Raw genomic sequence first — 17332 nt, forward strand, 5'->3', positions numbered from 1 at the left:
CCCACGCCTCGGGCAAATTACACGCGGCGCACCTTTGAGGCAAATAGTCTATAGCCTATCGCCGCCTCGATTGCACAAGATCGATCAAACGCCAAGCTATGCCTCGCACATGAGCTGCACGAGTTTTTGTTTGGTCACCTTGACCTGTTCGTTAGCCATATTGCGCTCGTTTCTAAAGACCGCATTTGCAACACTCTGCAGATCGGCATCGGAAATCGCACTGCACGGACCATCCATTGAGGCCGCCGTGGGGCATACGCACAACGGCAGCTCAGCATAAAACGCAACGGCCTTGGCGATATCGAGCATCTTGCCGCCGCCAATACCCACCACCATGTCGCAATACTCGGCCTGGGCTTCCTTAGCCATTTCGACAACGGCCTCTTCCGTACACGGACCGTCATAAATCTTAAAGAACGGCTCGCTTAGATCTTCGTCCAGAAATCCATCGACGATCTGCCTGCACAGCCGATCCTCGGTGCCCTGGTCAAACAAGACATAGGCAGCGCAGCCCAACCATGACAAATACCTGCCTTGACGCGACAGTTCGCCCGGCCCCTGAACATACCGGCCGGGACCGCCGTAAACCATAGGAAGCGCCATACGAGAATCCGACCTTCATCAAACAACGATTGGTGCAAAGTAACCTTGCCCCTTTGCACCATAGAAAAAAGGGGCAAAGCCATCTGTTGGCTTTGCCCCTTCCTTAGCTTGATTTACTCATCCATGAGATAGTAGTGGCCCAGTGCGTCTGCACCCAGAATGGCGTTTGCGACCATCTCGGGCGTCACCTCAAAGGGCATGTTGCACATGGTGTCCTCGGGCGCGCAGGCGGCCTCGGCAACAATCATGGCCTGCTCGCGCGTAAGCTCGGCAACGCCAAGTTCCTTCATCGTGACCGGCAGGCCCAGCTCAATGCAGAAGCCCAAGACTTCCTCGAGCTTCTCGGTCGGGGCATCCTCGAGCACCAGCTGGACGATGGTGCCGAAGGCGACCTTCTCGCCGTGATACATGCCGTGGCACTCGGGCAGCATCGTCAGGCCATTGTGGATGGCATGAGCAGCAGCAAGGCCCGAGCTCTCAAAGCCAATGCCCGAAAGCAGCGTATTGGCCTCGATGATATGCTCGACGGCAGGCGTGAGCGCACCCTTCTCCAGCGCGACCTTGGCCTTGACGCCATCGGCCATAAGCGTCTCGTAGCAGAGCTTGGCGAGCGCCAGGCCGGCCATGCCGCCCTTGCCGCCAGCGCAGGTGCCGCCGTCGGCATCGTGCGTCGCCTGGGCCTCGAAATAGGTTGCGAGCGCATCGCCCATACCGGAAACCGTCAGGCGCACCGGGCTCGCCGCGATAACCGTCGTATCCATAAGGACGATATTGGGGTTTGCCTTAAGGAAGAGATACTTGTCGAACTGGCCGTCATCGGTATAAAGCACCGAAAGCGCCGAGCACGGGGCATCGGTCGAAGCAATGGTGGGGCAAATGATGACCGGGGACTCCAGGTAGTAGGCGACGGCCTTCGCGGTGTCGAGGATCTTGCCGCCACCGACGCCGACGATGATGTCGCAACCGTTGTCGCGAGCGAGCGCAACCAGGCGATCGACCTCGCCCTTGGAGCACTCGCCGTTAAAGTCCTCAAACAGCAGCTCGGCCTTAGCCTCGGCAAAGCCGCCCTCGATCTTGGCACCGACGCGCTTCTTGCCCGAAGGCGTCACGATGACGAGGGCCTTAGCGCCGAGCGGCTCGACATAGGAGCCGAGCTTGGCGAGCTCGTCCGGACCCTGGATGTACTTGCTGGGGCTATTGAAAATTGCAGCCATAACTATCCCATTCTCTAAAAAAGAAAGGGGCTCCGTACAGATACGTGCGGAGCCCCTCGTTACGATAACAAGAGTCGATTAGAAATCGATATCGGTGTCGTAGTAGCAGGCCTTGAGGATCTTCTCGAAGTCGGCAGCCTTGGTCTCACGCGGGTTCTCGGGCGTGCAGGCGTCCTGCTCGGCGTTCGCGGCGATCTCGGGCAGCTTGGCGAGGAACTCCTCCTCGGAAACCATCTGCGGGTTCTCGGCGTCGACCTTCACGCCACCATTCGCGTAATCCTTGATGGACTGCGGAATGTTGAGCTGGTCGTTGAGGTCGCGAATCTTCTGGACGAGTGCAGCGATGAGCTCCTCGTTGGTCTCGCCGGGAAGGTGCAGGATCTCCTTGGCCACGTAAGCGTAACGCTCGGCAGCACGGGGATCCTTGGAGTTCCACTGGATGACCTTGCCCAGGTACATGGCGTTAGCGGCACCGTGGATGATGTGGCCGTTCTCGAAGGCAGCACCGGTCTTGTGAGCCATGGAGTGAACGATGCCGAGCAGGCCCGAGGAGAAGGCGATACCGGCGATGCACTGAGCCTCGTGCATGTGCTGACGGGCCTCATGGTCGCCAGCATAGGACTTGGGCAGCCACTCGACGATCTCGCGGATGCCGTGCAGAGCATTGGCGTCGGTGAACATAGAGGCGCAGGTGGAAACGTAGGCCTCCATGCAGTGGGTCAGAGCATCCATGCCGGTGTGAGCGCACAGCTTGGCGGGCATGGTGTAGGTGAGCTCGGGGTCGACGATGGCGACATCAGGGGTGATGTTGAAGTCGGCCAGCGGGTACTTGATGCCCTTTTCGTAATCCGTGATGACGGAGAATGCGGTGACCTCGGTAGCGGTACCGGAGGTAGAGGAGATGGCGCAGAAGTGAGCCTTCTGACGCAGCTCGGGGAAGCTGAACGGCTGGATAATGTTGTCGAAGGACTCCTCGGGATACTCGTAGAAGACCCACATGGCCTTAGCAGCATCGATGGGCGAACCGCCGCCGATAGCAACGATCCAGTCGGGCTCGAAGTCGCGCATAGCGGCTGCGCCCTTCATGACGGTCTCGATGGAGGGATCGGACTCGACGCCCTCGAACAGCTTGACCTCCATGCCGGCCTCTTTGAGGTCGGCCTCAACGTCCTGCAGGAACCCGCCGCGGCGCATAGAGCTGCCGCCAGAAACGATGATGGCCTTCTTACCCTTGAGGTTCTTTACCTCGTGGCGAGCGCCCTCACCAAAGTACAGATCGCGAGGATTGGTAAAACGTCCCATACTGTGCCTCCTAAACAAGCCCCTCTTAGACTTGCGTATATAACGGAGCACCCAATTGGCTCCGTTAGGACCGGTTTGCGCGTTGCCGGCGATGACAATGCGCGATGTCTAAACGTCTCAACGCTCAGACAAGCACTATTTTACCGTTCTGGTTGGTCAGTTATTCACCTAAAGCCAACAATGATGAAACGTTTTTTCTATCCCTGAAGACCCTTGTGCGGCATCCATACTCCCAAGCTGGGCAAACGTTTTATCAAGGTTGACCACATATCCCGGGCAGGACTGTGCCCCTCCAAAATGCGCCCCGTTCGCCGCCAAAAATCGACCGTTTGCGGCACCGTGATACCACTCAGTCGTCCAAGGTGCCGACATTTGTGCGACATCCGTCTTCGTGGTGCAAAGGTGCACGTCCAAGTGCGGCACCCCCGGTGTGCCACATGCGGGTAAACTAGAACCTTATATAGAGACATTTGAACCCTAACCGCAGCAAAGGAGGCCCCATGGCATTCGATCCCATTCAAGAGGATTGCCATCGCCTCGTTCTTGAGGCCTTGCGCCGCGACAATATCCCGCTCACCGACGCTGCCGCCGTAGAGCGTCTGATGGAACAATTCACCCGCAACCCCGCACCACTCATCGTGCACGACCGTGACCGCGCCGGGCACCTCATTGCCAAGGTGGTCGAAGCCGTCGACTACCGCATTCCCTTTATCCCTGACGATGCCCAGGCAGAGCAGGAAGAGGCAGCTGCCGAGAACATGCTCCGCGAGGCTGCCGCACTCGATCCGGCCAACTGGGATGCCCAGCGCATGCTGACGGCCCTCACCGCAGAATCCAACGAGGAATACGTACAGTACCTGGTGTCCAAGTGCGACGAGGTGGAGCACGATCTGGCGCTCAAGATCGCCTCGGCTCAGGACCCCTACGAGCGCGAGGCCGCAGGCGACCTTATGCGCCGCCCCTATCTGCGCTGGCTTGCCGCCTTGGCATCGCGCGCCCTCATTAGCGGCCGCTATCGCATGTCGCTCGAAGCCGCAAATCGCAGCTTCGACTTTGCGCCCAACGACCCCGCTGGTGTCCGCCACACCGCGATGCTCGCCATGGCAAAGCTCGAATACCCCGCCGAGGAGCTCAAGCGCTTTCGCTCCGCACACTCCGTGCCGTACCTCGCGAATACCCCGCTGCGCCGCCGTCCCAAGGATGCAGAGCGCGACTTGGACCCGTGGACGCTCATCGCACTGATGAGCGCAGCCTGGCGCGAGCTGGACTACGAGGGCGCCGAGCACTACCTGCGTATCCTTGCACGCTCGTGTCCGCACGCGGCCGAGGCGCTCTACTTCCAAACCGAGTTTCCCGATGGCGTCTATGCCCGCGTCAACGTAGGTGCGGGCTCCACCGACGAGCTTGTCCTTGCGCTATCCGAGGCGACGCCGGTACTGCAGGAGGGCCTGGGCGCCCCCGACAACGCCAGCTTTGCCGCCTGGGTCGCCACCAACGATATCGTGCGTTCCCAAATCGATGTGCGCATACTGCGGGCGGCCGAGCAGGGTTTGCCGTTTAAGGGAGGAGACCTCTAATGGATCCGAGCGTCTACATCCCCGCCTACCTGGAGCGCGCCTACGTTGCGTCGCACCCCGAGCTCACCGATGCAGCACGCGAGCTTGTCCATAACGACATTAGTGCGAATCCCCAAAAGTACGCGCAGTCCGAGCATGCCCAGGCGCTGCTGTCCTATGCCGGTGTTCATCGCCACCTGCTCGACGAGCTCCATCGCATCGAAGATATGGGCAGCGACGAGGAGTTTGAGCAGACGCGCAATCGCCTGTTCGACGACATGCGCGATGAGCTGCTCAAGATTGTCCGCGTCGACGCACTGACCGTCGACGCGCAGCTGCTCGCCATCATCCTGGCCGACACACCCGTTGACGCCTGCCTGGGCGACCTGATGAAGCTCGAGGCAACCACGGCCGATTACCTGCAGCAAAGCGTGCCCGGGTTCGATATGGAGGCCCCGCACTACTGGGCCAACAAAGTTTTGACGGACGGCGTGACGGCGGCAGAGCTCACCGTGAGCGAGCCGGCGCTTATCGGGTGGCTTCACACACTCGAGGCCATCTCGCAGCTGTGCATGGCGAGCGCCCGCTACCGTGCTGCCGTCAACTATTCTCGCCGTGTTCTTAAGGCGGAAGGCTATCCCACCCGAGCGGCAGGCACCGTGTTACTCGCCCTCGCTCGCTTGGAAGACGAGGACGGCTTTTTTGCCCTGGCCCACCAGCTCGAGGAGCAGATGGGGGCCGATGCCCTCGAGAACTCTCCTTGGTATCTGCTCGCCCGCACGATTCTGCTGTTCAAAACAAACAAGATGCGCCCGGCGACACGCGCGCTGCGTGAGTTCGCCAACCGCTGCGAGGGTGGCGCGTTCTTCTTACTGAACCCCATGTACCAGACACCGTACCTTCCCTGCCGGCCCGAGCCACACGATCCCTGGGATCTTTCGCACCAGGCCGTTTGGGAAGCGGACGGTATTATCTCGGACACTCCCGACTTTGCCCCCTGGGCCAACGCCTGCGAAGATGTATCGCAGCTTGCCCAGGAATTTGCGCGCCGCTACGGATTTTAGTGACGCACTCGACCCGACCATGTCGTTTACGTTAGGAACGGTTTCATGAACCTCCGCTCATCTCTTGCCTGCACCTCGAGCGATATCGCTCGCTGGGGGCTGCGCTCCGTCCTTAAGCGCCAGGGCGGCGTACTCCCCGGCCGCATCGCCATGAAGATCGACCCCGAGTTGCTGAGCGACCTCGCTGGCCTTGTCGACCGCAGCGTGGTGATTACGGGTACTAATGGCAAGACCACCACTTCCAACCTCATCGCCGACGCCGTTGCTGCCAGCGGTGCTGCCGTGGTGTGCAACCGTGCCGGCAACAATATGGAGCCTGGTGTGGTAGGTGCTCTGCTCGAGGCCCGCGGCGACCTTAAACACACCAGCAGCGGCAAGCGCGTGGGCGTTTTTGAGTGCGATGAGCTTTACACCGTACGCGTTCTGCCCAAGCTCAAGCCGACGTACTTTGTGCTGCTCAACCTGTTCCGCGACCAGCTAGATCGCTATGGCGAGATCGATCACACCCAGGAGGTCATCGCCCACGCGTTGGAGCGTTCGCCGGCAACGACGCTCATCTACAACGCCGACGACCCGCTGTGCGCCTCGATTGCCGCGCGCGTTCCCAATGCGAGTATTGCCTTTGGCATCGACGGCGCCACCAACACCGAGTCCGACCGTATTAGCGACTCGCGCTTTTGCTCACAGTGCAACGCGCCGCTGGAGTATGACTACGTGCAATACGGCCAGCTTGGCGCATACCATTGCCCCTCGTGCGGTTGGGCACGCCCCGCACTGGTCCGCCGTGTGACGGGCGTGAAGCTCGGCTGCGACGGCTACGGCTTCGACCTGGTCTTTGGATCTGCGCCCGACGCGGCTGCCGTACACATCGCCACACGCTACAACGGTCTGTACATGGTCTATAACGTTGCCGCCGCCTTCTTTGCCGCACGCGAGTTGGGCGTGGACACGGCGTTTCTACAGCCTACGCTCGATGCCTACGTCCCCGCCGGCGGACGTATGGGCCGCTGGGAGATCGCCGGCCGTACCGTCGAGGCAAACCTGGCCAAAAATCCCGTGGGCTTCGATCGCCAGATCCAGTCCATTAAAACGGCAGGCGGCAGGCTCTGCGCCTTCTTCCTGAACGACAACGACGCCGACGGCCACGATGTCTCGTGGATCTACGACGTCGACTTCGAGCGCATCGCCGACACACCGGGTCTTGTCGCCTTTGCCGGAGGCACGCGTGCGCACGACATGCAGGTACGCCTCAAGTACGCCGGCATCGATGCCGCGATTATCTCGGACGTCGCGCAGGCAATTGGCGCCGTGGCAGACGAGGCCGCCAATGACACCTTCTACGCCGTCGCCAACTACACGGCCTTCCCGCCGCTGGTCAAGGAGCTCGACGGGCTGAAAGGCGCCACCGCCGACGCTGTTGCCGGGCGCGCCGTAGCCCGTGCCGACGGCAGCGCTCTTCCTGTCAGCATCGCGCCAGTCGAGCTTTCGCGCCCGCTGCGCATCGTCTACCTGTATCCCGATGCCCTTAACCTCTACGGCGACGGCGGCAATGTTATCGCGCTCGAGCGCCGCTGCGTCTGGCGCGGCATTCCCGTGCGCGTGGACGAGGTCCGTATGGGCGAAACGCTTGATTTGACCGATGCCGATATCGTCATGATGGGTGGCGGCTCCGACCGCGACCAGCTAGCCGTGGCACACGAGCTGCTCGCCCAAAAAGACAAGGTCGCGGCCTATGTTGAGGATGGCGGCTCGCTGCTTGCCATCTGTGGCAGCTATCAGCTGCTCGGCCGTTCGTACTATATGGGTGAGGATCGCATCGAGGGCCTGGGCGTCATTGCCGCCGAAACCGTACGTGGCTCCGATCGCCTGATCGGCAACGTAGCCGTCAAAACCGATCTGGCACCTGAGCCCTTTGTGGGATTCGAGAACCATGGCGGCCGCACGCTTTTGGACGCCGATGCCACGCCGCTCGGAACGTCCGTCGTCACGGGCACCGGCAACAACGGCGACGATGGCTTTGAGGGTCTGATCTACAAGGGCGTCATCGGCACGTACCTGCACGGGCCGGCGCTGCCCAAAAACCCCGAACTCGCCGACTGGCTGATCGCCCATGCCCTCGAGCACCGTGGCGATGCACAGGCCGCCGCCCTGCTGCCGCTCAAGCCCCTCGACGACACCTACGAGCACGCCGCCCACGACGCCGCCATGAAGCTCCTCCCCTAGCACCTCACCACCACAAAGGGGACAGGCACCTTTGTGGTGGTTTTTCAGTTTGCCAACGATATGTGAACGGCTAAAAAAGTCTGCTATACTTTTTCCCGCTGTCCCCATCGTCTAGCGGCCAAGGACGCCACCCTTTCAAGGTGGATATCGCGGGTTCGAATCCCGCTGGGGGCACCAACCCGAAAATGTGCGAACCCGTGCGATGCTTAGTCGTGCGGGTTCGTTGCGTTCATCGTCGCAGTAGAGCGTGGCCACGCACTCCTCCGGCGTCACCATCACCTGATATACAAACGAATCGAGCACGGCCGCGTCGTCCATCCCGCCGCCGCACTGGAGGAAGTCCGCGAACTCCTCGGGGTCGATGCGGGCCTCGTCATAGGAGGCCAGATCGCGCTCGGCGCGGGCCTTCTGGGCCTGAAGCTGTGCTATGCGGTCGGTGAACTCCGGCATCACGATACCCTGTTCGATAGCGGCCATGATGTTCTGGAGGCCGTTCTCGGCCTTGCGCTTCGACGCCATGGCCCGCCTGCGCGCGTCGGCTATCTCCGGCTCCGGCTCGTCCCAGAGCATGTGGGATATGCGGAGGGCCGTCTCGCGGTCGCGCAGCATCCCCCTGATGGCCTCGGCCAGCTCGTGCTCGAGCCAGTCGCGCCGGACGGGCTTGGCCCCGCAGCGGCAGCCGTAATACTCGTACTTGACGTTCTTCTTGCCACGGCCCGACGTCCCGGCCATGTTGTGGCCGCACTCCGAGCAGATCGCCCTGCCGGACAGCGCGAACGTGCCCCAGTCCTCCGAGGCCCGGCGCTTCTTCGGCTTTACCTCCTGGGCCATCGCGAAGGTCGCCTTGTCGATAATCTGGGGCATGCCGCCCTCCACCTCTATGCCTCCCCACGAGTAGAAGCCCGTGTACTTCCTGTTGTGGAGCATCTGGTACACCATCGAGTAGCCGCACGGCCTGCCCGTCCTCGTGGTCACGCCGCGCCGCGCGAGGTCGCTGGCGATGGAGTCGACCGGCTCGTGGTCGCAGGAGCGCCGGAACGCCTCGCGCACTATCGCGGCCTCGTCCTCGTTCACCACGTACTCGTCGTCATCGTTGCGGCCGTAACCGTAGACGCGCACGCCGTTCGTCTTGCACTTGAGGGCGTTGCCCTCCATCCCGCGCCTCGTCCTCATGGAGGTCTTGACCGATTCCACGGCCGCGAGGCCCTCGTAAATCTTCTCGATCAGGATGCGCTCGGGGCCGTCCGGCATGGCCTCCATGGCCGACACGACCTCGACGCCCTTCTTGCGCAGCTCGTGCTTGTACGCGGGCGCGTCGTACTCGTCGCGCGAGAAGCGGTCCATCATGTACACGAGCACGATGTCCGACTCGCCCGCGTTGGCAATCATCTTCTGGAACTGGGGGCGGTCGTCGCTGCGGCCGCTCATGGCGTAGTCGGAGTACTCCCCTACAATGGCGTAGCCCTCGCGCGCGCACCAGTCGCGGCAGACGCGCAGCTGGTCGTCAATCGAGGCCTCGCGCTGCTTCGAGCACGAGAAGCGGGCGTATATGACGGCGGTCTTTATATCTTCTGGCATAATCTAGGATGCCCTCCAAACGGGCGGCTATCTGGTAAACCCCGCAGCAGCGTTGGCGCGCTTCGACCTGCGGGGTTTCACTTTGCCGCTACCAGACCTGGGCGTATACCTCGAACGAGGAGTGCTCGGGCATGTTGAAGCAGGAAATCTCGAACGGCTCGGACTCGCCCTTGGACGGGGTATCGACGAACGTCGTGTTTCCGTAGTTAATGGCCCCGGAGGCGTCGCGAGCAATCACGGAGACGGCGACCTGGCTGTACTGCTTCTTGTCCAGATCGTAGTTGGCGGTCAACTCGCCTGTGTACGAGACGCCGCCGTACGAGTCAGGTACCTCAGCCGTGTTCGATACGGTAAAGACGTCTTCGTCCAGCGTCTGGCTGTCTACCCAGCTCGGCTCATTCGCCTTAAACTCGACCGTTGCGGGGGCGGTGCCGTTTCCCGCCTGGAAACCGTAGTGTACGGTCTCACCGGGGAGGACGACGAACAGGGTCTGCTTGTCGGAGAAGACGATGGAGCCGTCCTCGGCCTTGCCCGTTATCGTCACCGTAGGCATCTGGGCCTCGACGTCCTTGTTGGGGTTCTTCAGCGCGAAGCCGTAGTAGACCCACCCGTCGCCGACCACCGACCAGCCGGACTCCGTTATCTCCAGCGGCTCGGGGCCGTTTTTCGCCTCGACCTCCTTCGCCTCTCCGGAGGACTGCTGCCCGGAACCGGGCTGCTGGCCGCTCGAGCACCCCGCCAACGGGATGAGCGAGGCCGTGGCCATGGCGGCCAGGAACGTCCTGCGTGTGATCATCTCTTACTCCTTCCCTTGTGCCGCCCGCAGTTCGTGGGCGGTTACCAATAGAACCTTCTTATAGGGCGCGGTTAGCCCTCGATATGTGTCAATGAGGTCACGCTCGTCATTGGAGATGAGCGCAAGGTCGGGACCGTCGTCATTCCGCCCGACCAGCTCGTCGAGCGTGATTCCATAGCGGTCAGCCAAAGCGCAGAGAACGTCCGAGTCAGGGTCGCGGACCTCGCGCTCGTAGTTCTGGTACGTCTTTTTCGGGATACCGAGGTAGTCGGCTACCTGCTCCTGGGTGAGGCCGTTCATGCGCCTGTATAGCTTGAGTTCCATGGACGCGTTCCTTTCTGCCTTAGCACGAAGATACCCAAAATGGGGACTTTTATCAATATATCTTCTTGCTACATCCCCATAATGGGGGTATAGTTCCCTCATGAGGTACCCAAAACGGGCACTTAATCAGAAAGGAGACAAGGATGAAGACAACATCGCATCGGAGCGAGTCCGCTTGGGCATGTCCCAGCAGGACCTTGCCGACGAGCTCGAGGTTTCCCGCGACTCGGTGAAGGACTGGGAGGCCGGTCGTACGCCCATCAAGAGCACGTTGCTCATCTCGATGGCCGACATCTTCGACTGCAGCCTCGACTACCTCATGGCTCGCTCGAACGAGCGCCTTATCAAGAAGGCGGTGGCGTAATGCCCCGCAACCAAAGGCTCGACATCATGCGCCGGAAGTTGCAGCGCCGCTTCAAGACTTGGAAGGGACGCCGGGCGTAATGACGTGGACGAGCAGCGAAGTCCGCTACCTCGAGGAGCACGCCGGGGACGGGGCCGTGGCCATAGCCGAGGCCCTCGGCAAATCGGTGACGGCCATTGAAGTGCAGGCGCACCGCTACGGACTCTCACTCCGCAAGCGCTGGCTCTGCCCCAAGTGCGGCAGGGAGACCTTCAAGCCGCTGTCGAACCGGACGGGTTGGTGCGTCTCCTGCACAAGGGAGCAGCGCGCCGCCGAGATCGCCGAGCAGGTGCGGGCGATGGAGGAGGAGGTGAGGAGGGAGGACAAGGCGAACAAGGAGCGCCAGCGGCTCTACAGCCGCAAATATCGCGCAAAAAAGCAAATCAACGAAAACTTTTTGAAAGTCGAGGACGAGGAAACGGAGGAAGAATGACCCCTCAAAACAGATACGCGGGCACCCCCAGCAACCACACCAAGAGCGCCCGCACGTCCAACAGGACTCCCCGCATCGTAGCACGCGAGGGCTACCGCCTGCCAGCGCAGGAGCGGGCAGACAGGCAGAGGGACGCCTTCAGGGCCGGGCTTCTGGTCGGCATCACCGTGACGGCGCTCGCCATGTGCGCGCTGCTGTGGCTCTGGATTATCCCGACCATGGACGGCGCGGTGCACAGCGCCCAAGCTGCCTATGAGGCGGTGGGCGTCCATGCGTAACGACGAGCGCTACAACCCCAAGCCCCAGAGCGGCCAGCTCGAGATATTCGGCCTCGGGGCCAAGGGCGAGGCGGACGCGGAGGACGCGCGCCGCTGGATTGACGAGAACCCCGGCGCATGGAACTACATGGTCGAGAACGCCGTGAGGCTTTCCAAAAAAGGCTACGTGAGCGCCAACTACCTCGTGAACATGGTCCGAAACGAGCTGCACGTGGGCGTGCGCAACGGCCTCGCGCCGTCCTTCGCCCGAATCATGGAGTCGCGCTACCCCAGCCTCAAGGACGCCTTCAACAAGCACCGCAGCCAGTCCGACGGGTTCACGGCATGAGCTGGGTCAGGCACAAGGAGCGCTCCATGACCTTCAAGCTCGAGCTGGAGAAGATCGCGGGCAAGCAGCGCCACAGGCTCGACCGCAGGCACGCCCGGATGTACACGCCAAACGAGACCATCCGCAACGAGGCCGCCATCCGCGACGCGGCGCTCGGGGCCATGCGGGGGGCGTACCCGGAGCTCAAGGGGCTGCTGTTCCCGTTCAGGGTGCCCGTCGCGGTGCGCATCGACGTGTACGAGCCGCTGCCCGTGTCGAGGCCGAAGCGCGTCACGTCGGAACCGAACACGTTCAAGCCGGACGCGGACAACATCGCCAAGCTCGTGATGGACGGGATGAACGGGGCGGTCTGGGGCGACGACAGCCAGGTGGCCGAGGTCCACGTGGTCAAGTGGCCCCGTCGGCGCGGCATCGAGCCGCACATGGACATACAGGTATATCGCGGCTGGACAGACCCAGCCGAAGAGAAAAAGTAGAAACGGAGAATGAAATGAAGCGAAAGGCATTCAAGAAGCTCATGGTGCAGGCCGTGGGCAACGTCCTCATCAACACGGAGCTCAACGCCGAGGCGCTCGAGGAGAAGGTCGACCCCGCGGTGCTTCGCGGCGTCGCCTACGGCATGGCGGTCGCGCCCGTACTGATGGACGAGGAGCCCATCGAGTTCGACCGCGACTTCCTTGCCGCCATCATCGCGTACGGCAAGAAGTGCGAGGACACCTACGCCGAGAGCGGCGCCGTCGCAACGATCTCCAAGCTCTACGGATGCGAGGTGAGCGTCGATGAGTAACGAGATTATCGAGTTCAAGGACGATGCGGGCATGCCCGTCAAGTTCACCTCGCAGGACATCCGCGAGCGCCTGTGCCCCAACGCGACCGACAGCGAGCTGGCGCTTTGCGTGGAGCTTTGCAACCGCCAGCACCTGAACCCGTTCACCAAGGAGGTGTACCTGGTCAAGTACGGCAGCGCGCCGGCGAGCATCATCACCGCCTACCAGGTGTTCAACCGCCGCGCCAACCGCCAGGAGAGCTACGGCGGCATCAAGAGCGGCGTCGTGGTGATGCGCGAGGGGCAGATCGTCAAGAAGCGCGGCAGCGCCGTCTACAAGCAGGTGGGCGAGCAGCTTCTCGGCGGCTGGGCCGAGGTCCAGTTCACCGACGGCAAGGAGCCGGCCTACGTGGAGCTGGCGCTCACCGACTACAACACGGGCAAGAGCAACTGGGCGAAGATGCCGGGCGTCATGATCGAGAAGTGCGCCAAGGCCGGCGCGTGGCGCCTTGCCTACCCCGACGAGTTCGGCGGGATGTACACGGGCGAGGAGATGGACCAGAAGGTCGAGCGCGACATGGGCGCCGGCGCCCGTACCGTCAAGGCCGAGAGCGTCGAGCCCGTGGCGGACCTGCAGCCCGTGCGCGACCTGTTCAAGCCGTTCATGGCGGCGACCGGGCTCGACAGCGCCGGGGCCATGGCGGCCATCTGCGCCGCCGTGGGCTGCACGTCGGGCTCCATGCACGACATGACGCTCATGCAGGCGCGCCGCGCGGCCTCGTGGATGGAGGAGGAGATCGCGGCACGCAAGGCGCAGCCCGAGCCCGCCGCACCCGAGCTGGAGCCCGCGTCCGCCTATGAGCCCGCGCCCGCCGAGTATGAGACCGACGACGACCTGCTGGGAGGCTTCTAATGGCAGACGAGGTTTTGGCAGTCGAGGCCGTGCCGCTCGAGGAGGACTTCGACACGCTGGTGGCGTCGCTCGCCATCGACGACACGCTCGAGGACAAGCTGGCGAAGCTCAAGAAGAACGTCGATGAGAAGCTGGCGGACTACGCGGACGTCAAGCGCATCGAGAAGGACGAGGACTTCAAGGCGGCGAAGAAGTACCGCGCGGCGGTCAACGACGTGAAGAAGCCTATCGAGGCGCAGCGCAAGGCCGCGAAGAAGAAGTACAGCGACCTGCTCAAGACGTTCGACAAGACCATCGGCGAGATCACGGCGCCCATCGACGCGCTCTCCGATGAGTACAAGGCCGAAATCGACCGCTACGACGGCGAGTGCAGGGCCCGCCGCCTCGCCGCGCTCAAGGGCCACTACTACGACCTCGCGGGCGAGATGGGGCCTTTGGTGCCCTACGAGCGCATCGCCGACGACAGGTGGCTCAACGCGAGCTTCGGCGAGGTCAAGGCCAAGAACATCATCGAGCGCCGGGTGGGCGAACTCCTGCACCAGTTCAAGTTCGTCAACGGGCTCGACTACGCCGACGAGGACGAGAAGGCGTGGGCCGTGGCGTGGTGGACGAGGACGCTGCCAATGGACTCGGGCGAGGTGGCGGCGGCTGTCGCTGCGCACCGCGAGGAGGTAGCAAAGGCCGCCGCGCTCGTGTCGACCTACGAGCAGGCGACGGCGCCCGCACCGGAGCCCGAGCCGGAGCCCGCGCCGCTGCCGCCCGAGCCCGAGCCGATGCCCGCCGATGAACCTGAGCCGCCCTTGGGCGTGCCGAGGTGTGTGCGGGTGGTTCCGTCGCGCCCCGAGCCGGATGTGGCCGAGGATGCAGCCCCAGCACCGCAGAGGGGCTACCGCGTGGTCATCGAGTGCGCCACGGCAGACGAGCTGCGTCGCGTGAGGGCCGTCATGGTCGACAACGACATTCACGGATACGTCGAGAGGATGTAGGACATGGAGGAGAAGAACCTACCGCCGCTCCGAACGCCGGAGCAGCGCAAGGAGGCGATGGCCAAGGCCATCCACACGCGCCGCGAGCGCGCCGCGTTCAAGGCCGCCTGCAAGGCGGGGAACATCCCGCCCGAGGTCGCCATCGAGGCACCCATCGCGGCAAAGCTCAAGGTCGAGGAGTTCGCCCGCTCGTTCCCGGGCATCGGCCCGGTCACGGCGCAGAAGATCGTCGAGGTGTGCCATATCCGCAACGGCCGCCGCGTGAGCGGCCTGGGCTACATGCAGGGGCCGCGCCTCGTCGATGCCATCAAGGGCTGCATGACCGCGAAGGAGGACGGGCAGTGAGCATCAACCGAGTGAACATCAGCGGCAACCTCACCCGCGACCCCGAGCTGCGCGCCACCGCCGGCGGGACGCAGGTCCTGTCCTTTGGCGTGGCGGTAAACGACCGCCGCCGCAACGCGCAGACCGGCGAGTGGGAGGACTACCCCAACTTCGTCGACTGCACCATGTTCGGCAACCGCGCCGAGGCCGTTGGCCGTTTCCTCGCCAAGGGGATGAAGGTCGCGATCGAGGGCAAGCTGCGCTACAGCTCTTGGGAGCGCGACGGCCAGAAGCGCAGCAAGCTCGAGGTTATCGTCGACGAGATCGAGGTCATGGTGCGCCGTGAGGGGCAGACGCAGGCCCAGCCGCAGCAGAGCCTCGCGGATACGGTGCCCATGCAGCCACAGGCGCAGGCCGCGCCGCAGTGGAGCGCCCAGCAGGCCTACGCCGCGGTCCCGCAGTCCGAGTTCTACGACGAGGACGTGCCGTTCTGATGAGGCACGTACCCGACATCATCCGCGACCACTGGGAGGCGGCCCTGTTCGCCGCCTCCTTCTCCGCGGGTTTCCTGTTCTTCTCTTCGCTTCTATGGGGGTGGTTCTGATGGCCTTTACCGTGTTCGACAGCTTCGCCGAGGTCTACGACGACTTCGACGCGAGCGACCCCGAGGACCTGCGCGACCGCGCGATGCTCGCCGACGCGATCATGATGTACGGGCTGCACGGCGTCGAGGCCGACCTTCCGAAGCACCTCCGCCGCGTTTTCAAGGCGATGAAGAACGCCATCGACAACTCCAAGGACGCGCGCGGCAGGGGCGGCAAGGGCGGCCGCCCGCGCAAGAAACCAGTTTCCGACAAACCCGAAACGCAGGTTTCGGAAAGTGAAAACCTAGGTTTTTCAAACGGGAAACCAGTTTCCGACAAACCCGAAACGCAGGTTTCGGAAAGTGAAAACCCTAACCTAACCTGTCCTGTCCTGTCCTGTCCTGAACTGGATTGTGCTGAGCTGTCCTGTGATGGGGGCGATGCCCCCGCCGCACCGTCCGAGTTCGAGCCGCCGACCCTCGATGAGGCCCGCGGTTACTTCGGCGCCAACTGCCTGAGCGGCGACCCGGACGCCTTCTGGGCCTACTTCGAGTCGCAGGGCTGGGTCAAGGGCAACGGCCAGCCGGTGAGCAACTGGGGCGCCCTCGCACTCGACTGGTCCAGGCGCCAGAAGCGCATCGACGCCGACGACCGAGCGAGGGGCAAGCCCACCGCCTCGGAGGTCGAGGCGGCCACGTTCAAGCCGACGAGGACGCCCGAGCAGACGAGGGCGGAGCTCGAGCGCAGGTGGCGCGAGGAACATCCGGGCATCGACCCGGCGAAGGTGAAGGCCCCGAGGGGGACGACCGCCGATCCGGTGGCGCTCAAGGCGTACCAGGACGCGCGGCGTCTGTTGGATGCGAGGGCCGCATGCGAGAGGAGGGCGTCATGAGCTTGGACGACGAGAGGAGCGAGAACATGGGCAGACCGAAGGGGTCCGCGAGCATCTACGACGACGGGCCGCGCAGTGCCCGCTGCGAGACGTGCGGGTTCTGCGCCGTGAGCGAGGCGGTCGTGACGGCGTCTGGCGAGGGCCGCAAACGGTACACGTGCATGCGCTGCCCCGACTTCGTGCACGCCACGCAGGGGCTCGCGAGGTGCAACTACTGGGAGGCGCGACATGAGGGCTGAGCCGCTGGACAGTCGCGGGGGCTACGTGCTCGTGTGCGGGCAGTGCGGCAGGCGGTTCCGCACGGCGTACAGGAACCAGAGGTACTGCTGCGGGTGGTGCGAGAACGTGGCGCGAAGGGACGCGAGCAAGCGGCCCGTGGACGTGTACCTCGGAACGAGGAGTGAGTCGGGCCGAGAGGTCAACGCCATGCGTGCGGCGCTGGCGGAAGGGAGGCGCATCTGATGCGCGACGGATACAGGTTCGAGTTCGGGGCGTTCGACAAGCCGGACGAACCCAAGGTGCAGGCGCTCAAGCCGCTCGAGGAGGCGGCCGAGGTGTTCGTCGCGTGGCAGGACTGCGACGACATGCGGTACAGCCCGATCATGACGGCGCGCAGGGTGTACCGCGAGAGCCTTATCGACGAGTGCATGGACGTGGTCCAGGCGGTCGTCAGCCTGCTCGACGCCGAGGGGTTCACGCAGGAGGACGTGGACGCGGCAATCGAGCGCTGCAACGAGAGGAACCGAGAGAGGGGACGTCTGTGAT

The 17332-nt window shown here is 63.3% G+C and carries 22 protein-coding genes and 1 tRNA gene; 17 read left to right on the forward strand and 6 right to left on the reverse strand.

The window, feature by feature from the left end:
* Positions 1-96: 96 nt before the first annotated feature.
* From GPK42_RS01270 to GPK42_RS01280, 3 genes are all read right to left on the reverse strand, one after another.
* A complete protein-coding gene (locus tag GPK42_RS01270; RefSeq protein ID WP_215692950.1) occupies positions 97-603 on the reverse strand; it encodes an iron-containing alcohol dehydrogenase in 507 nt (168 codons plus the stop codon).
* 113 nt (positions 604-716) lie between these two features.
* On the reverse strand, positions 717-1817 hold the full coding sequence (locus GPK42_RS01275; protein WP_035136918.1) for a glycerol dehydrogenase: 1101 nt from the start codon (positions 1815-1817) through the stop codon (positions 717-719).
* A 78-nt stretch (positions 1818-1895) separates the two neighbouring features.
* A complete protein-coding gene (locus GPK42_RS01280) occupies positions 1896-3119 on the reverse strand; it encodes an iron-containing alcohol dehydrogenase (protein WP_022093871.1) in 1224 nt (407 codons plus the stop codon).
* A gap of 500 nt (positions 3120-3619) precedes the next feature.
* Here GPK42_RS01280 and GPK42_RS01285 point away from each other — a divergent pair, with 500 nt between their 5' ends.
* From GPK42_RS01285 to GPK42_RS01305, 4 genes are all read left to right on the forward strand, one after another.
* Positions 3620-4696 (forward strand): hypothetical protein, encoded by a 1077-nt coding sequence (locus GPK42_RS01285; RefSeq protein WP_215692952.1) that lies wholly within the window; start codon positions 3620-3622, stop codon positions 4694-4696.
* Positions 4696-5739 (forward strand): hypothetical protein, encoded by a 1044-nt coding sequence (locus GPK42_RS01290; protein WP_215692954.1) that lies wholly within the window; start codon positions 4696-4698, stop codon positions 5737-5739. The genes GPK42_RS01285 and GPK42_RS01290 overlap by 1 nt, the downstream gene beginning before the upstream one ends.
* A gap of 45 nt (positions 5740-5784) precedes the next feature.
* Positions 5785-7962, forward strand: coding sequence for a MurT ligase domain-containing protein (locus GPK42_RS09975; RefSeq protein WP_252200015.1), 2178 nt, complete (start codon positions 5785-5787; stop codon positions 7960-7962).
* 100 nt (positions 7963-8062) lie between these two features.
* Positions 8063-8139: transfer RNA gene (locus GPK42_RS01305), tRNA-Glu, on the forward strand.
* On the opposite strand, the gene GPK42_RS10185 is transcribed toward GPK42_RS01305, so the two are convergent.
* The 3 genes from GPK42_RS10185 to GPK42_RS01320 form a co-directional block, all read right to left on the reverse strand.
* Entirely contained in the window at positions 8098-9540 is a 1443-nt protein-coding gene (locus tag GPK42_RS10185) for a recombinase family protein (protein ID WP_423064370.1), read from the reverse strand. The genes GPK42_RS01305 and GPK42_RS10185 overlap by 42 nt on opposite strands.
* An 88-nt stretch (positions 9541-9628) precedes the next feature.
* A complete protein-coding gene (locus tag GPK42_RS01315; protein ID WP_215692956.1) occupies positions 9629-10336 on the reverse strand; it encodes a hypothetical protein in 708 nt (235 codons plus the stop codon).
* Between the two features lie 3 nt (positions 10337-10339).
* Entirely contained in the window at positions 10340-10660 is a 321-nt protein-coding gene (locus GPK42_RS01320) for a helix-turn-helix domain-containing protein (RefSeq protein ID WP_215692958.1), read from the reverse strand.
* 100 nt (positions 10661-10760) lie between these two features.
* On the opposite strand from GPK42_RS01320, the gene GPK42_RS01325 reads away from it, so the two are divergent.
* From GPK42_RS01325 to GPK42_RS01385, 13 genes are all read left to right on the forward strand, one after another.
* On the forward strand, positions 10761-11024 hold the full coding sequence (locus tag GPK42_RS01325) for a helix-turn-helix domain-containing protein (protein ID WP_275950417.1): 264 nt from the start codon (positions 10761-10763) through the stop codon (positions 11022-11024).
* A gap of 79 nt (positions 11025-11103) precedes the next feature.
* On the forward strand, positions 11104-11496 hold the full coding sequence (locus tag GPK42_RS01330; protein ID WP_215692962.1) for a hypothetical protein: 393 nt from the start codon (positions 11104-11106) through the stop codon (positions 11494-11496).
* Positions 11493-11774 carry a hypothetical protein gene (locus GPK42_RS01335; protein WP_215692964.1) on the forward strand — a complete coding sequence of 94 codons (282 nt, stop codon included), beginning with the start codon at positions 11493-11495 and terminating at the stop codon, positions 11772-11774. The genes GPK42_RS01330 and GPK42_RS01335 overlap by 4 nt, the downstream gene beginning before the upstream one ends.
* Entirely contained in the window at positions 11767-12102 is a 336-nt protein-coding gene (locus GPK42_RS01340; RefSeq protein WP_215692966.1) for a hypothetical protein, read from the forward strand. Before GPK42_RS01335 ends, GPK42_RS01340 begins: the two co-directional genes overlap by 8 nt.
* Positions 12103-12128: 26 nt before the next feature.
* Complete coding sequence (locus GPK42_RS01345; RefSeq protein WP_215692968.1) at positions 12129-12578, forward strand: RusA family crossover junction endodeoxyribonuclease; 450 nt, start codon at positions 12129-12131, stop codon at positions 12576-12578.
* A gap of 14 nt (positions 12579-12592) precedes the next feature.
* Positions 12593-12889 carry a hypothetical protein gene (locus tag GPK42_RS01350; RefSeq protein ID WP_215692970.1) on the forward strand — a complete coding sequence of 99 codons (297 nt, stop codon included), beginning with the start codon at positions 12593-12595 and terminating at the stop codon, positions 12887-12889.
* Positions 12882-13781: a phage recombination protein Bet gene (gene bet, locus GPK42_RS01355; protein WP_215692972.1), complete on the forward strand. Its 900-nt coding sequence runs from the start codon at positions 12882-12884 to the stop codon at positions 13779-13781. The genes GPK42_RS01350 and bet overlap by 8 nt, the downstream gene beginning before the upstream one ends.
* Complete coding sequence (locus GPK42_RS01360) at positions 13781-14767, forward strand: DUF1351 domain-containing protein (RefSeq protein WP_215692974.1); 987 nt, start codon at positions 13781-13783, stop codon at positions 14765-14767. Before bet ends, GPK42_RS01360 begins: the two co-directional genes overlap by 1 nt.
* Positions 14768-14770: 3 nt before the next feature.
* A complete protein-coding gene (gene mihF, locus GPK42_RS01365) occupies positions 14771-15112 on the forward strand; it encodes an integration host factor, actinobacterial type (protein WP_215692977.1) in 342 nt (113 codons plus the stop codon).
* Positions 15109-15585 (forward strand): single-stranded DNA-binding protein, encoded by a 477-nt coding sequence (locus tag GPK42_RS01370; protein WP_215692979.1) that lies wholly within the window; start codon positions 15109-15111, stop codon positions 15583-15585. The genes mihF and GPK42_RS01370 overlap by 4 nt, the downstream gene beginning before the upstream one ends.
* Positions 15586-15694: 109 nt before the next feature.
* Positions 15695-16567 (forward strand): hypothetical protein, encoded by an 873-nt coding sequence (locus GPK42_RS01375; RefSeq protein ID WP_215692981.1) that lies wholly within the window; start codon positions 15695-15697, stop codon positions 16565-16567.
* Positions 16568-16593: 26 nt separating this feature from the next.
* Positions 16594-16806: a hypothetical protein gene (locus tag GPK42_RS01380; RefSeq protein ID WP_215692983.1), complete on the forward strand. Its 213-nt coding sequence runs from the start codon at positions 16594-16596 to the stop codon at positions 16804-16806.
* A 222-nt stretch (positions 16807-17028) separates the two neighbouring features.
* Positions 17029-17331 carry a hypothetical protein gene (locus tag GPK42_RS01385; protein WP_215692985.1) on the forward strand — a complete coding sequence of 101 codons (303 nt, stop codon included), beginning with the start codon at positions 17029-17031 and terminating at the stop codon, positions 17329-17331.
* The last annotated feature ends 1 nt before the right edge of the window (position 17332 follow it).

It is taken from the genome of Collinsella aerofaciens, assembly GCF_018785265.1.
GTDB lineage: Bacteria > Actinomycetota > Coriobacteriia > Coriobacteriales > Coriobacteriaceae > Collinsella > Collinsella aerofaciens_AI.

Coding starts and splice junctions, on each gene's coding strand:
- GPK42_RS01275 (WP_035136918.1), bottom strand. CDS start 1,817: ATGGCTGCAATTTTCAATAGCCCCAGCAAGTACATCCAGGGTCCGGAC.
- bet (WP_215692972.1), top strand. CDS start 12,882: ATGAGTAACGAGATTATCGAGTTCAAGGACGATGCGGGCATGCCCGTC.
- GPK42_RS01340 (WP_215692966.1), top strand. CDS start 11,767: ATGCGTAACGACGAGCGCTACAACCCCAAGCCCCAGAGCGGCCAGCTC.
- GPK42_RS01385 (WP_215692985.1), top strand. CDS start 17,029: ATGCGCGACGGATACAGGTTCGAGTTCGGGGCGTTCGACAAGCCGGAC.
- GPK42_RS01330 (WP_215692962.1), top strand. CDS start 11,104: ATGACGTGGACGAGCAGCGAAGTCCGCTACCTCGAGGAGCACGCCGGG.
- GPK42_RS01380 (WP_215692983.1), top strand. CDS start 16,594: ATGGGCAGACCGAAGGGGTCCGCGAGCATCTACGACGACGGGCCGCGC.
- GPK42_RS01360 (WP_215692974.1), top strand. CDS start 13,781: ATGGCAGACGAGGTTTTGGCAGTCGAGGCCGTGCCGCTCGAGGAGGAC.
- GPK42_RS01315 (WP_215692956.1), bottom strand. CDS start 10,336: ATGATCACACGCAGGACGTTCCTGGCCGCCATGGCCACGGCCTCGCTC.
- mihF (WP_215692977.1), top strand. CDS start 14,771: ATGGAGGAGAAGAACCTACCGCCGCTCCGAACGCCGGAGCAGCGCAAG.
- GPK42_RS01325 (WP_275950417.1), top strand. CDS start 10,761: ATGAGGTACCCAAAACGGGCACTTAATCAGAAAGGAGACAAGGATGAA.
- GPK42_RS01350 (WP_215692970.1), top strand. CDS start 12,593: ATGAAGCGAAAGGCATTCAAGAAGCTCATGGTGCAGGCCGTGGGCAAC.
- GPK42_RS01320 (WP_215692958.1), bottom strand. CDS start 10,660: ATGGAACTCAAGCTATACAGGCGCATGAACGGCCTCACCCAGGAGCAG.
- GPK42_RS01335 (WP_215692964.1), top strand. CDS start 11,493: ATGACCCCTCAAAACAGATACGCGGGCACCCCCAGCAACCACACCAAG.
- GPK42_RS01270 (WP_215692950.1), bottom strand. CDS start 603: ATGGCGCTTCCTATGGTTTACGGCGGTCCCGGCCGGTATGTTCAGGGG.
- GPK42_RS01280 (WP_022093871.1), bottom strand. CDS start 3,119: ATGGGACGTTTTACCAATCCTCGCGATCTGTACTTTGGTGAGGGCGCT.
- GPK42_RS09975 (WP_252200015.1), top strand. CDS start 5,785: ATGAACCTCCGCTCATCTCTTGCCTGCACCTCGAGCGATATCGCTCGC.
- GPK42_RS01290 (WP_215692954.1), top strand. CDS start 4,696: ATGGATCCGAGCGTCTACATCCCCGCCTACCTGGAGCGCGCCTACGTT.
- GPK42_RS01345 (WP_215692968.1), top strand. CDS start 12,129: ATGACCTTCAAGCTCGAGCTGGAGAAGATCGCGGGCAAGCAGCGCCAC.
- GPK42_RS10185 (WP_423064370.1), bottom strand. CDS start 9,540: ATGCCAGAAGATATAAAGACCGCCGTCATATACGCCCGCTTCTCGTGC.
- GPK42_RS01375 (WP_215692981.1), top strand. CDS start 15,695: ATGGCCTTTACCGTGTTCGACAGCTTCGCCGAGGTCTACGACGACTTC.
- GPK42_RS01285 (WP_215692952.1), top strand. CDS start 3,620: ATGGCATTCGATCCCATTCAAGAGGATTGCCATCGCCTCGTTCTTGAG.